Source organism: Myxococcus sp. MISCRS1, assembly GCF_026626605.1.
GTDB lineage: Bacteria > Myxococcota > Myxococcia > Myxococcales > Myxococcaceae > Myxococcus > Myxococcus fulvus.
On the sequence record NZ_JAPNKB010000001.1, the window covers coordinates 9045441 to 9058854 of the forward strand.

Annotated in this window: 12 protein-coding genes; all 12 read left to right on the forward strand. The window is 70.3% G+C overall.

What is annotated here, in order from left to right; genetic code table 11:
* The first annotated feature begins 105 nt into the window (after positions 1-105).
* The 12 genes from OWM54_RS36385 to OWM54_RS36440 all read left to right on the forward strand — a co-directional run bounded on the left by OWM54_RS36385 (position 106) and on the right by OWM54_RS36440 (position 13382).
* Positions 106-849: a hypothetical protein gene (locus OWM54_RS36385; RefSeq protein ID WP_267700366.1), complete on the forward strand. Its 744-nt coding sequence runs from the start codon at positions 106-108 to the stop codon at positions 847-849.
* A gap of 185 nt (positions 850-1034) precedes the next feature.
* On the forward strand, positions 1035-1850 hold the full coding sequence (gene cpaB / locus OWM54_RS36390) for a Flp pilus assembly protein CpaB (RefSeq protein WP_046714742.1): 816 nt from the start codon (positions 1035-1037) through the stop codon (positions 1848-1850).
* Between the two features lie 39 nt (positions 1851-1889).
* Complete coding sequence (locus tag OWM54_RS36395) at positions 1890-2735, forward strand: type II secretion system F family protein (RefSeq protein WP_141324761.1); 846 nt, start codon at positions 1890-1892, stop codon at positions 2733-2735.
* Positions 2736-2763: 28 nt separating this feature from the next.
* Complete coding sequence (locus tag OWM54_RS36400) at positions 2764-3630, forward strand: type II secretion system F family protein (RefSeq protein WP_223751674.1); 867 nt, start codon at positions 2764-2766, stop codon at positions 3628-3630.
* 86 nt (positions 3631-3716) lie between these two features.
* Entirely contained in the window at positions 3717-5672 is a 1956-nt protein-coding gene (locus tag OWM54_RS36405) for an FHA domain-containing protein (protein ID WP_420715392.1), read from the forward strand.
* Between the two features lie 35 nt (positions 5673-5707).
* A complete protein-coding gene (locus tag OWM54_RS36410) occupies positions 5708-7444 on the forward strand; it encodes an FHA domain-containing protein (RefSeq protein WP_223751673.1) in 1737 nt (578 codons plus the stop codon).
* A complete protein-coding gene (xseA, locus tag OWM54_RS36415) occupies positions 7441-9171 on the forward strand; it encodes an exodeoxyribonuclease VII large subunit (protein ID WP_267700367.1) in 1731 nt (576 codons plus the stop codon). The genes OWM54_RS36410 and xseA overlap by 4 nt, the downstream gene beginning before the upstream one ends.
* Positions 9172-9219: 48 nt before the next feature.
* Complete coding sequence (gene xseB, locus OWM54_RS36420; protein WP_046714739.1) at positions 9220-9567, forward strand: exodeoxyribonuclease VII small subunit; 348 nt, start codon at positions 9220-9222, stop codon at positions 9565-9567.
* A gap of 24 nt (positions 9568-9591) precedes the next feature.
* Positions 9592-9972 (forward strand): response regulator, encoded by a 381-nt coding sequence (locus OWM54_RS36425; protein ID WP_141324765.1) that lies wholly within the window; start codon positions 9592-9594, stop codon positions 9970-9972.
* Between the two features lie 28 nt (positions 9973-10000).
* Positions 10001-10894, forward strand: coding sequence for a polyprenyl synthetase family protein (locus OWM54_RS36430; protein ID WP_223751670.1), 894 nt, complete (start codon positions 10001-10003; stop codon positions 10892-10894).
* Positions 10891-12639 (forward strand): 1-deoxy-D-xylulose-5-phosphate synthase, encoded by a 1749-nt coding sequence (locus OWM54_RS36435; protein ID WP_267700368.1) that lies wholly within the window; start codon positions 10891-10893, stop codon positions 12637-12639. Before OWM54_RS36430 ends, OWM54_RS36435 begins: the two co-directional genes overlap by 4 nt.
* Before the next feature lie 2 nt (positions 12640-12641).
* Positions 12642-13382 carry a TlyA family RNA methyltransferase gene (locus OWM54_RS36440; RefSeq protein ID WP_074955495.1) on the forward strand — a complete coding sequence of 247 codons (741 nt, stop codon included), beginning with the start codon at positions 12642-12644 and terminating at the stop codon, positions 13380-13382.
* Positions 13383-13414: the final 32 nt, after the last annotated feature.

Consider the following 13414-nt stretch of genomic DNA (forward strand, 5'->3'; position numbering starts at 1 on the left):
GTTGCCGAGGACCCGGGACTCGGCGAGTCTCGGGATACCTCATGACGCAGTGGCTCGTGGCCGGAGGAGTCGCCTGCGCACAACGACGAGGACAAGGAGCGCGACATGGCGCATGCGGCCTGGAAGTGGATGGTCGTCGCGGTGGGTGTCGGGGCAGGGGTGCTGGCGTGCAGTGATGACGACGACGGGGGCGGTGGTGGCGGCGGGGATGGCGGCTTCACCTTCGACGCGGGCGTGAACCTGGTGCGGCCCGGCTTCGGCGAGGACCCGGGCCGGCCGGTGGGCAAGACGTTCGTCTTCCCTCCGGGCGTGGAGCTCGCGGGGGTGCCGTACGGCGCCAGCGACGCCACGAAGGACTGCGGCAACGGCGTGGCGCCCATTGGAACGGGGCCCGCGGTGCTGGTCTGCGTGCCGCTGCGCAACACCACGGGTAGCCCCGTCGAGGTGACGTTCGAGCCGGGACTGGTGGTGCTCAACACGGCGCCCAGCCGCATCCAGAACGGCATGCTCATCGGCCGTGAGCCCATCACGGTTCCCCCCACGGGCACGGGCCCCGGCGGCGTCGACGCGGGCACGGATGGCGGCAGCGAGGAAGAGGTCTTCCTGGTCCCGCTCCACATGTACTGCCTCAATGAGGCGCGTGGCCCCTCCGAGGAGGGGGGCACCTTCGAACTGGGCCCCGTGTCCACGGACCCCGACATCGTGAGGCTGCTGCAGCTCCTGGAGAACAAGGTCATCGCCAACGAGGATGACGCCGACGTGGTCCAGGATGCGATCTACAGCATCACCGAATACAACGGGTTGACCGCCGAGGACCTCGCCGCCATCAACGGCCTCAGGAACCGTTGACGCAACCCAGCGATTCGACAGGGTTGGCGCGGGATTCTGTGCTGTCGCGGGAGGTGGTTTTGACACCTGCTGTATCGCACGGCTAACATCCCGCGCCGTCGGCGCCGATGTGCGCCTTTTTGGAATTCAACACCCCTCGACTTCGCCGCCGAACGGCGCCCCCCCGTTTTGGAGGTTCCTGAACCATGCTGAAGGGCAAGACTCCGCTCGTCGTCGCGCTCGTGCTCGGCCTTCTGGCCGGCGTCATCGCGTACTCCGCCATCAAGAAGAAGGAGGCGGATGTCCGCCGCGGTTGGAACCTGGTGCCCGTCGTCGTGGCGGCTCAGGATGTCCCCGAGGGTACGGTCATCACCTTCGAGATGATCTCCCAGCGCTCGGTCCCCGAGCAGTTCGTCACCTCGTCGGTGGTCCGTCCGGACTCGGCGTCGTACGTGGTGAACCAGAAGGTGCTGGTGGCCCTGCAGGCGGGTGACCCGCTGCTGTGGAGCCAGTTCGAGACGACCAAGGCCGCCGAGCGCCTGTCCTCGAAGGTCCAGAAGAAGATGCGCGCGATGACCATCGAGGCGAAGAACACCACCTCCGTTGGTGGCTGGATCCGCCCGAACGACCACGTGGACATCATCGGCACGTTCCGCGACCCGCAGACGGACGAGAACGTCGGCGTGACGCTGCTGCAGAACATCATCGTGGTGGCCACCGGCAAGATCACCGGCACCACCAACGTGAACCTCATCCCGGAAGGCCAGCGCGACTACAACAACGTGTCGCTGATGGTGCTGCCGGAAGAGGCGGAGATCCTCGTGCTCGCGGCGGAGCTCGGCGCGCTGACGCTGTCCTTGCGCAACGAGGACGACGTGGACCTCATCGAGGAGCGCGGCCGCGCGACCATCAGCACGCTCCTGTCGGGTGAGCGCACCCGCGTGCTGGAGGCCAAGCGCCGGGAGATCATCCAGATCATCAAGGGCAGTGGCGACAAGGCCGCGGCCGCGGGCGCCCAGTAGTCGGCGCCACGGCGCCCTCGTCCTCAGGGAAGCACGCCCATGCTCGCAGGAATCGTCCTCCTCCTCGTCACCGGCTCGGTCTTCTTCTTCAGCCTGGTGATCTTCAGCGTCCTCTCGAAGGCGTACGAGCAGTACCAGGAGCGCTACGTCGCCAAGTCGATGAACGACTTGAGCGACATGTTCCTGTTCATCGACGCGCGGCAGATGTTGGTCCTCAACATCGCCAGCATGTGCTTGCTGGGCATCCTCACCTACATCATCTTCAACCCCATCCTGGCGGTCATCGCCACGGTCTTCGGCTTCTTCCTGCCGATGATCATGGTCAAGCACTACCGCAAGCGGCGCATCAAGAAGTTCAACGTCCAGCTGGTGGACGCGCTGCAGGCGATGGCGAACGCGTTCAAGGCCGGCCTCACCTTCCCGCAGGCCATCGAGCACGTGGCGCGCGAGGCGATGCCTCCGCTGTCGCAGGAGTTCGGCCTGTTCGTGAAGGAAGTGAAGCTGGGCGTGCCGCTGGAAGAGGCGCTCATCAACATGGGCCGCCGGGTGGGCAGCGACGACCTGGAGCTGGTGGTGGTGTCCACCAACATCGCGCGCCAGCTGGGCGGCAACATGGCGGAGATGTTCGAGACCATCTCCACGGTGATTCGCGAGCGCTTCCGTCTGGAAGGCAAGATCGACGCGCTCACCTCGCAGGGCAAGCTGCAGGGGTGGATCGTCGCCGCCATGCCGGGCGTGCTCGGCATGGTGCTCAACTACATGCGGCCGGACCTGATGGAGCCCATGATGAACCACTACTTCGGGTGGATCCTCGTGGTGCTGATCGCCATCATGGAAGTGATGGGCATCCTCATCATCCGGCGCATCGTCAACATCGACATTTGAGGGGTGCCCGGTGGATATCCTGACGCAAGTGTTGGTCGGAAGCTCGGCGCTGCTCTTCGCAGGCGCGGTGGGCTTCCTCGGAATCGGTCTGTACCAGGTGCTCCTGGAGCGCTTCCTGTCGGAGGTGCGCGACGAGTCCCAGGGCGGCATGAAGGGCTTCGGCTCGGTGGCCATCCGCCGGCTGGGCGCCATGAACCGCCGGTTCATCTGGCCCAGCTACGAGGCGAAGTCGCGCCGCAACCTCATCAAGGCCGGTGAGCCCCAGGGCTACAAGCCCGAGGACATGATGGCGCTGCAGGAAGTCAGCGCCGTCGTCGGCCTGCTGATGGGCCTGTTCATGCTCAACGGCCTGGGCCAGAACCTGGTCTGGTCGCTGCTGTTCCTGCTGTTCGGCATGTACTACCCGCTCCTGTGGCTGAACGACCAGGTGAAGAAGCGCCACCTGCTCATCAGCCGCGCGCTGCCCTACAACCTGGACCTCCTGACGCTGTCCGTGGAGGCCGGTCTGGACTTCACCGCAGCGCTGGCGAAGGTGGTGGAGAAGGGCAAGGCGGGCCCGCTGCGCGAGGAGCTGCAGCTGGTGCTCAAGCAGCTGAAGATGGGCAAGACGCGTGAAGAGGCCCTCAAGAGCATGATTGTGCGCGTGGACCTGCCGTCGCTGACGACGTTCGTCACGGCGCTCATCCAGGCGGACAAGATGGGTACGAGCCTGGGCAAGGTGCTGCGCATCCAGTCCACGCAGATGCGCATCGACCGCACGCAGCGCGCGGAGAAGCTGGCCGGCGAGGCGCCGGTGAAGATGCTCTTCCCGCTCATCGCCTGCATCTTCCCGACCGTGTTCATGGTCCTCTTCGGACCCATCGTGTTCCAGTTCTTCTTCGGTGAGCTCGCGTAGGGGGAAGTCCTCTGCCGATTCTCCTCTCCATCACGAAGGGGCTCCAGGAAGGACGCGAGCTCGTCTTCGAGCAGGCCGAGGTCAAGATCGGCCGCACCTCGGAGAACGACGTGGTGTTGCATGACCACGGCGTCTCCCGGCAGCACGCTCGCATCGTCCTGCGTGCCGGGCAGTACTACGCCGAGGACAACGGCAGCTCCAACGGCACGGTGCTCAACGGCAACCTGCTGAAGGGCGAGCAGCTGCTGCGCGACGGGGACCGCATCGGCGTGGGGCCGGTGGAGTTCACGTTCCTGTGGGTGCCGCCGGATGGGGACGTGGACGCCACGCGGCCCATCCGCCGCGCGCCCCCGCAGCCCTCGGTGGTGCTGGAGCAGCCGGACCAGGAGTACCTGCCCACCGGAGAGCTCCCCGCCGTCGCTCCCGTGGCGCCGTCCTCGTCGAACCCGCCCAGCGGCAAGCGTCCGCTCGTGGCCCCCGCGGCGCCGCTCCCCATCCTGCCGTCGCTCGCGTCCCTGTCCGAGCCGGCGCCGACCGCCTCGAAGCGCCCCTCCGTGCCGCCGGTGCCCCCGGTGTTGGTGCCCCCTCCAGCGCCGCCGCAGGAGGACCGCACCGAGCTGAACCTGGCGCCGGTGGTGATGGTGCCGGTCCTCACCTCGCGGCCCCTGCCGCCCCCCGTGCTCCCACGCGAGGAGCACACCGAGGTCCTCCCTCCCGCCCGCGCCGCCATTCCCCCGGTGCTCCCCGTGGAGGAGCGCACCGAGGTGCAGCTGACCCTCTCACCCGCCCTGCTGGGCGTGTCCCTGGCGCCGCCGGTGGAGGAGCGCACCGACGTGCTCCTGGCCGCGGTGTCGCCGCCCATCGCCACCGCCATGCCTCCGGGGTTGCTGGAGGAGTCCATCCCGGAGGAGCGCACGGAGCTGGCGCTGCCCACGCTCGCGGCGGTGGGGCTGCTGGAGAGTCCCGCGGACGAGGACTCCACCCGGCCCATCGTCCGGCTCGCGAAGCCCGTCGCCGCGCTCGCCCCTGGCGTGGAGGACGCGCCGACGCTCGCGCCCCCTCCCGTCGTCGCCAAGAGCGCGTCCGCTCCCGGGGCCACCGCCGCGGACCGTGCGCGCGAGCGACGGGCGCTGTCGCGGAGCCGGGGAGGGCAGTTGGTGCTCGGGTGGCGCGGGCTGTCCCTGCCCCGCAGGCTGCTGACGGGCGCGGTGCTGCTCCTGGTGCTGGGGGGCGTGTCGGTGGGGCTCGCCGCCGTGTTCCTGCCCGGAGGGGTGGGCCTGGGCGGCGCTCGCGCGGAGCCCTCGAGCCTGGGCCTGGAGGCCGTGACGGACTCGTTCGGGCTGGGGGAGGGTGTGCGCTGGGAGCACCCGGACCAGAAGTCCTTCGAGTTCCAGTTCGTCGCGCCCACCCGCGCGGTGGCCCTGCTGCACTACCAGGCCAGCGGCGTGTCCAAGGAGGAGGTCGCCCTGGTGCTCAACGGGGTGAACCTGGGCTGGGTGCCACCGGATACCACCACCACCGCCGAGCGGGAGCTGGAGCACATCCTCCCCGCCAGCGCCCTCAAGCGCGGCGTCGTCAACACCTTCGCCTTCGACAACGTCCGCAACCCCCCGGGCAACGAGACGTGGCGGGTGTGGAACCTGCGGCTGGAAATCATCCCCGTGCCGGAATTACCGCCCGAGCAGCTTTTGGAGCAGGCGCGCGAATATGCCTCCACGGGCCGGCGTTTCTTCGACTCGAAGGGGGTGGGGGCGGAGAACCTGTTCCGGGCCTGGCAGCAGTTCCGCTTCGCCTGGATTACCCTGGAGGCCCTGGACACGCGGCCGGAGCTGTACGAGGACGTCCGGTATCAGCTTTCCCAGGTCTCCTCCGAGCTGGACCACCAATGTGCCCAGCTCATGCTCGAATTCCAACGCAGTGTGCAGTTCCGCAGCGCGAAGAAGGCCCGGGCGGCTTTGCAGGAAGTCAGCAGGCGCTTCCCTACGACAGAGCATCGCTGCCACAATCTGGCCAAGGAAAAGGCGTTCGAGCACGAGCTGTAGCTCTCGTGCTCTTTTCAGGAAGTCGGTGATTGGTCATGTCGAACGGTTCCCCTCCTGCTCGTCGCAGGCCTCCTTCCGGGACGCCCTCGGGCGGGACCGGAGCTCGCCCCGCCACCCGCAGGTCGTCTCCGGCCGCTGCTCGGCCCGCGCCCGTGGCGGCGTCGCCCCGGCTCGTCTGCATCGCGGGACCCAAGGCGGGTGAGGAGTTCTCCCTGGAGGACGGCGAGTACGTCATCGGCCGCGCCACGGACAACCCCATCTGCATCCCGGACACCTCCGTGTCGCGCAAGCACGTCATGGTGCGCAAGTCGGGCGGTGGCTGGACGGTGAGTGATCTGGGGTCCGGCAACGGCACGCTCGTCAACGGCGAGGCCATTGGCGACGAGACGCCCCTGGCCACCGGGGACATCATCACCCTGGGCGACACGGAGCTGCGCTTCGAGGACGTGGCCAACTCCACCATGATGGTGGCCGCGCCGCCGTCGCGCAGCCGTCCCTCGAGCGCCGCGGGCCGAGGCGGAGTCCCCGCGCGTCCGCCTCCGCGCGTGGAGGGTGGACGTGTGCGCAGCGCGCGCTCGTCGGCCATGGCGCCTCCTGACCCGGAGGTCCTGGCGAAGAAGAAGAAGATGATGCTCATTGGCGGCGGCGTGGTGGTGCTGCTGCTCGGTGGCCTCGTGGTCGCGCGCGTGCAGGTGGCGAAGCAGAACGAGCAGCTGCTCCTGCAGAAGGGCCAGCAGGAGGCCGTCCGCAAGGAGCTGAGCACCGTCTTCCAGGACGCCAAGAACCTGGTGCGCGAGGGCAAGTGGGTGGAGGCCAAGGCCAAGCTCGAGGAGCTGGCCGCCGCGGCGCCCGACTACCCCGGCGTGAAGGACTACCTCGACCACGCCCAGCGCGAGATTCCCATCCAGGAGCGGCTGACGGAGGCGCGCGCCGCCATCATCAAGAACGAGCTGGGCAACGCCGCCGCCGCGCTCGCGAAGGCCGGCGAGAGCCAGTTCCTCTACGAGCAGGTGAACGCCGCCAAGCGCGAGCTGAAGGACCTGGCCGACAAGCGCTCCGTGGAGGCGCGCAAGGCGCTGGACACCAACCAGCTGGACCAGGCCAAGTTCATCACCGACGACGTGCTCAAGGCGTACCCGGACCACCGCGACGCCAAGCTCATCAACGAGCAGGCGGTGCAGGCCATCGCCGTGCGTGACGCGCCCAGGCCCGTCATCGTCGGACCCGCGCCCAAGCCGTGGGAGCCCGCGGTGCAGCGCTTCGTCGACGGCGACATGTCCGGCGCGGTGGCCATCCTCAACGCCTGCATGTCGAAGGCGCCGCAGTGCAAGAAGCTGCTCGGGCAGATGTCGGAGTTCAGCAACCTGTACAAGCGCCTGGAGGACCTGGACGCCAAGGGCCTGACGAAGCTGATGGCGCTGGACAAGGACATCACCGACGGGCGCACGAGCAAGATGGCGCGCAACGCGGGTACCCGCGCGGCGACCATCTTCTACAAGAGCGCCACGGGCGCGAAGGCCGCTGGCCAGTGGGCGCGCGCCATGGAGTACGCCCGCCGCGCGCTGCAGGCGGACCCGGGCCACGCGGGCGCGTCCAACATCATCAGCGAGCTGAAGGCGAAGGCGAAGGAGCTGTACTTCCTGGCCTACGCGATGAAGGACGGCAACCCCGAGGACGCGCTGCCGAAGTTCAAGGACGTGGTGGCGATGACGCCCCCGGACGACGAGTACCACGACAAGGCGAAGACCTGGGTCGAGAAGCTCTCGCGATGAAGAAGCGCAAGGGCGCGGGCGGCGAGGTTCCGCCGTCCGCCGCGTCGGGATTCCAGGGGGACTTGTTCGGGACGCTCGCGCCGGTGGAGCCCGCCGTGGCCGCCGTGCCCAAGGTGGTGGCGCTGCCGCGCAAGGCGCCGCCGCCTCCTCCTGTGGACGCGGACGGCACCGGGCTGTTGGGGCCGTTGGAGGGCGCTCCCTCGGCGCCTCCGAAGCCCGAGCGCTCGGTGCTCTCCGTGGGAGAGCTCACGCGGCAGCTCAAGCAGACGATTGAGTCCCGCTTCGCGCGCGTCATCGTGCGCGGTGAGGTGACGGGCTTTCGCGGGGCGAACGCGCGGGGCCACTGGTACTTCTCGCTGAAGGACACCGTCGCCTCCATCGACGCGAAGGTCTGGGCGTCGATGGCGGGGCGGATGCGCTTCGCGCTGCGCGACGGCATGGAGGTGCTGGCCGAGGGCAGCGTCGACCTGTACGAGCCTCAGGGCCGCTATAGCCTCATCGTCACGCGGCTGGAGCCGGTGGGCGAGGGCGCGCTGGCGCTGGCCTTCGAGCAGCTCAAGGCGCGGCTCGCGGCGGAGGGCCTCATCGGCGACCGCCGCGTGCGGGCGCCCCGGCCGTTGCCCTTCCTTCCCCGGCGCATCGGCGTGGTGACGAGCCGCACGGGCGCCGCGCTCCAGGACTTCCTGCGCGTGCTCCACTCGCGCAACCCCCGGCTGAGCGTCCTGCTGGCGGACGCGCGCGTGCAGGGCGAGGGCTCCGCGCCCGAGGTGGCGCGGGCGATTGCTCGGCTCTCCCGCTCCGACGTGGACGTCATCGTGGTGACGCGCGGCGGAGGTTCGGTGGAGGACCTCTGGACGTTCAACGAGGAGGAGGTGGCGCGCGCCATCTTCGCCTCGCCCGTGCCGGTGGTGTCCGCCATCGGTCACGAAATCGACTTCACCATCGCCGACTTCGTGGCGGACTGGCGCGCGGCCACGCCCAGCGCGGCGGCGGAGCGGCTGGCGCCGGTGCTGGCGGACCTGGAGCTGTCGCTCGCGACGCAGGCCGGGCGGCTGCGGCGGGCCACGGAGCGCCGGGTGCTGGAGCTGCGCGAGCGTCAGGGGCAGCTCGCCTCGCGCCTGGAGGACCCGCGGCGCGCGCTCAACCACCAGCGGCTGCACCTGTCCGAGCAGGTGGAGGCGATGATGCGGGTGCTGCGGCCCGCGGTGCGCGAGCGGCGTGAGTCGCTGCGCGCGCTGACGGAGCGGCTGCAGCGCGCGCGCCCGCAGGCCCGGCTGGGCGAGCAGCGCGCGCACCTGTTGAAGCTGGCCATGCGGCTGGGGGAGGCGGCGCGCGCGGGCGTGGCGGCGCGGCAGGCCTCGCTGGCCTCGGCCCGGCTGGGGCTGGAGCGGGCCTCGCCGGTGGCGCTCGTGGCGAGGGAGCGCGCCCGTCTGGCCGCGCACCAGGCACGGCTGCGAGCGCTGCAGCAGGGGACGCTGGCGGACGCGCAGCGGCGTTTCCAGCGTCTGGAGGGACGACTGGACGCGATGAGCCCGTTGAAGGTGATGTCACGCGGCTACTCGGTGGTGTTCCGTCAGCGCGACGGGGGCGTGGTGCGCTCCGTCGCGGATGTCGAGGTGGGGGAGAAGCTGGGCATCAAGCTCGCGGCGAATGGGGCGAGGACACTCGGCGGGTGTGAAGAAGTCGAAGCCACCGTGACATCGGTAAAAGGGCCGGTGGACTGCTAACGGGCCACCCTCTAGAGTCCCGCGCCCCGAACGGGGAGGTGGAAGGCTGTGGCGAAGGCGGACAAGGCGTCCAAGGCGGACAAGGCAGGTGAGGCCGAGGTTCCCGGTCAGTACGGGGACGTCGTGAGCCGTCTCGAGGAGACGGTGGGCCGGCTGGAGAGCGGCAACCTGTCGCTGGAGGATTCGCTCAAGGCGTTCGAGGAGGGCATCCGGCTGGTACGTCGGGGTGAGAAGCTGCTCACCGAGGCGGAGCAGCGAATCGAGCAGCTCCTCCAGGACGAGGACGGCAACGACGTGGTGGCGCCGCTGTCGGTGGCGGCCCGACCTCCGGCGCAGGCGGCGGCCCCCCGGGCGCCCGCACCGCGACCTCCACCCGAGGATGACGTCCCGTTCTAGGTCGTGCGGGACGCGCGCTCGGGCATGTCGAAGCCGAAGATCACCATCGTCGACGATGACCGCGACACGCGGGAGCTGCTCGCGGCGGCCCTGGAGGACGAGGGCTTCGAGGTGACGCTGGCGGCCAACGGGCTGCGGCTCATCGCGTCGCTGCAGCTGCACCGGCCGCAGGCCATCCTCCTGGACGTGAACATGTCCTGGATCGACGGCTTCGAGCTGTGCAAGGCGGTGAAGAAGAACGAGCACTTCCGGGACATCCCCATCATCTTCATCAGCGGGCGTGGGGACTCGGAGGACAAGAAGCGCGGTCGCGAGGTCGGCGCCGCGGACTATTTCGTCAAGCCGCTGGATACGGACAAGCTCGTCCGACGCATCCGTGAGCTGGTGACCCCGGCCGCGCCCTAGCGCTCATCCAGCAGAGGAGTATCGATTCATGGCTCAGTTCGACCTGGATGCCTTCCTGCGGACCCAGCAGGCGCGGGTGGAGTCGCTGTTGCTCGAGCGCGCGGACCGGCTCGCCTCCTCGGGGGCTCCTCCCCGGTTGGTGGAGTCCATGCGCTACTCGCTGCTCGCGGGCGGCAAGCGGCTGCGGCCCGTGCTCTGCCTCACCTTCGCGGACACCGTGGCGCAAGCCTCGCTCGTGTCGGCGCTGGCGGCGGACGCGGCGTGCTCGCTGGAGTTCGTGCACACGTACTCGCTGGTGCATGACGACCTGCCGGCCATGGACGACGACGACTTCCGTCGCGGCCGGCCGACGAACCACAAGGTCTACGGTGAGGCGATGGCCATCCTCGCGGGCGACAGCCTGCTGACGGATGCCTTCGGACTGCTCGCCGACGGGCCGGAGCCCGTGCGGGGCGCGCTGTGCCGCGAGCTGGCGGTGGCGTCGGGCGCCGCGGGCATGGTGGGCGGCCAGGTGCTGGACACCGCCGAGGACCGACCCGCGAACCTGGACTACCTGGTGCGCATGCACCGGCTCAAGACGGGCGCGCTCATCCGCGCGGCGTGCCGCATGGGCGTGCTCGCGGGTGGAGGCGATGCGGAGGCGCTCGTGCGCGCGCAGATGTACGGCGACGCGGTGGGTCTGGCGTTCCAGATCGCCGACGACGTGCTGGACGTGACGTCGACGCGGGAGCAACTGGGCAAGCCCGTGGGCGCGGACGCCGACGCGGGACGCTTCACCTTCCCGGCCGTGGTGGGCCTGGAGGAGTCGCGCCGTCTGGCCGACGAGCAGGTGCGGCTGGCGGTGGAGGCGGTGCGGCCGCTCGAGGGTGAGGATGGGCCCCTGGCGGCGCTCGCGCGGTACGTGGTGGAGCGGAAGCTTTGACGGCGGAGGTCCTGAGCCGCATCGCCTCGCCGACGGACCTGCGGGCGCTTCCCGAAGCGGAGCTGCCGCAGCTGTGCACGGAGCTCCGGGAGGAGATCATCTCCATCTGCGGCCGCGTGGGTGGCCACCTGGGCGCCTCGCTGGGCGCGGTGGAGCTCATCGTCGCGCTGCACCGGGTCTTCCACTCGCCCACGGACGCGATTCTCTTCGACGTGGGGCACCAGACGTACGCGCACAAGCTGCTCACCGGGCGCCGGGCGCAGATGCACACGCTGCGGCAGGCCGGCGGCGTGGCGCCCTTCCTGGACCCGCGCGAGAGCCCGCATGACGCGCTGCTCGCGGGACACTCCTGCACCGCGGTGTCGGCGGCGCTGGGGGTGCTCGAGGGGCGGAGGATGCTGGGGCACCGGGGCCACGTGGTGGCGGTGCTCGGGGATGGAGGGCTCACCGGCGGCTTGACGTTCGAGGGGCTCAACAACGCGGGAGGCAGCCACCTGCCGCTCGTGGTGGTGCTCAACGACAACCAGATGTCCATCAGCGCGAACGTGGGCGCCATTCCCTCGCTCCTGCGCACGCGCGGCGCGCGGGACTTCTTCCAGGGACTGGGCTTCACGTACCTGGGCCCCGTGGATGGGCACGACCTGGGCGCGCTGACACACGCGCTGCGCGAGGCGCGTGCGTCCATGCGCCCCGTGGTGGTGCACGCGCTGACGCTCAAGGGGAAGGGGTTCCCTCCGGCCGAGGCGGATGCCCAGACGCGTGGGCACGCGATGGGGCCCTACGAGTGGCGCGACGGCAAGCTGGTGCGCTCGCGCGGAGGGCATCGCACTTACAGCGAGGCCTTGGCCTCGGCGCTGGAGGACGCGATGGCGCGTGACTCCCGCGTCGTCGCGGTGACGCCCGCGATGCTGGAGGGCTCGGCGCTCAATGCGCTCAAGGCCCGCTTCCCGGACCGCGTGCACGACGTGGGCATCGCCGAGCAGCACGCGGTGACGTTCTGCGCGGGGCTCGCCGCCGCGGGGGCTCGCCCCGTGTGCTGCATCTACTCCACGTTCCTCCAGCGCGCGTACGACCAGATCATCCACGACGTGTGTCTTCCGGGCCTGCCCGTCGTCTTCGCGGTGGACCGCGCGGGGCTCGTCGGCGCGGATGGGGCCACGCACCAGGGCACGTACGACGTGTCCTCGCTGCGCCCGCTGCCCGGGCTCCAGCTATGGTCCCCCGTGGTGGGCGAGGACTTCGCGCCCATGCTGCAGACCGCGCTCGCCTCGCCGCTGCCCTCCGTGCTCCGCTTCCCTCGCGGCACGCTGCCTGCGCTGCCTGCCGAGGTGCACGTGGGCGAGGCGCCGGTCCAGGGCGCCCGGTGGCTCGTGCGAGCGAAGCAGCCGGAGCTGACGTTGGTGACGCTCGGGCCGTTGGCGCTCTCCGCGCTCGAGGCGGCGCGACACGAGCCGCGATGGAACGTGCTCGACGCGCGGGAGCTGTCGCCGCTGGACGAGGGCGCGCTCCTGGAGGCCGCGCGTCAGGGGCCGCTGGTGGTGGCGGAGGAGGGCACGGTGCGCGGAGGGCTGGGGAGCGCGGTGTTGGAGCTGCTCGCCGACAAGGGCGTGTCCCAGCGCGTGCGGCTCGTGGGCATGCCGGACGTATTCGTCCCCCATGGCGATGCGCGGGTGCAGCGCGCGGAGCTGGGGCTGGACGCGGAGGGCTTGCGACGCGCGGGCCGGGCGCTCCTGGAGGGCACATGACGATGAAGCCTCGCAAGGAGCGGGTGGACGTGCTGGTGGTGGAGCGGGGGCTGGCGGAGTCGCGCACCAAGGCCCAGGCGCTCATCCTCGCGGGCCAGGTTGTCGTGGATGACCAGCGCGTGGACAAGCCCGGCTCCCTCATCCCCGTGGAGGCGGAGCTGCGCCTGAAGGGCGAGGTGCTGCCGTACGTCTCGCGCGGTGGGCTCAAGCTCAAGGGCGCCATCGACCACTTCGGCCTGGATGTCCGCGGCAAGGTGGGCGCGGACATCGGCGCGAGCACGGGCGGCTTCACCGACTGCCTGCTCCAGCATGGCGCGGTGCGGGTGCACGCCATCGACGTGGGCTACGGCCAGCTCCACGAGAAGCTCCGCAAGGACCCGCGCGTGCGCTCCCGTGAGCGCGTCAACGCGCGCTACCTGACGGAGGAGGACCTGCCGGAGAAGGTGGGCGTCGTCGTCATCGACGTCAGCTTCATCTCGCTCACCCAGGTGCTTCCCTCGGTGCTACCCTTCCTGGAGCCGGGCGGTGTCCTGGCCGCGCTGGTGAAGCCCCAGTTCGAGGTGGGCCCGGACCGCGTCGGCAAGGGAGGCGTGGTGCGAGACCCCGCCGCGCGGCAGGACGCCATCGACACCGTGACGGCCTTCGTGCGCGAGCAGGGGCTGACCGTTCGCGGCGTCATGGACTCGCCCGTGCCAGGGCCGGCGGGCAACGTGGAGGCGCTGCTCGTCGCCGAGCGGCCCTGACGCGGCACGGAGGGAAGGGCGGCCGGAGGGCT

Coding starts and splice junctions, on each gene's coding strand:
- OWM54_RS36385 (WP_267700366.1), top strand. CDS start 106: ATGGCGCATGCGGCCTGGAAGTGGATGGTCGTCGCGGTGGGTGTCGGG.
- cpaB (WP_046714742.1), top strand. CDS start 1,035: ATGCTGAAGGGCAAGACTCCGCTCGTCGTCGCGCTCGTGCTCGGCCTT.
- OWM54_RS36440 (WP_074955495.1), top strand. CDS start 12,642: ATGAAGCCTCGCAAGGAGCGGGTGGACGTGCTGGTGGTGGAGCGGGGG.
- OWM54_RS36425 (WP_141324765.1), top strand. CDS start 9,592: ATGTCGAAGCCGAAGATCACCATCGTCGACGATGACCGCGACACGCGG.
- OWM54_RS36430 (WP_223751670.1), top strand. CDS start 10,001: ATGGCTCAGTTCGACCTGGATGCCTTCCTGCGGACCCAGCAGGCGCGG.
- xseA (WP_267700367.1), top strand. CDS start 7,441: ATGAAGAAGCGCAAGGGCGCGGGCGGCGAGGTTCCGCCGTCCGCCGCG.
- OWM54_RS36410 (WP_223751673.1), top strand. CDS start 5,708: ATGTCGAACGGTTCCCCTCCTGCTCGTCGCAGGCCTCCTTCCGGGACG.
- OWM54_RS36395 (WP_141324761.1), top strand. CDS start 1,890: ATGCTCGCAGGAATCGTCCTCCTCCTCGTCACCGGCTCGGTCTTCTTC.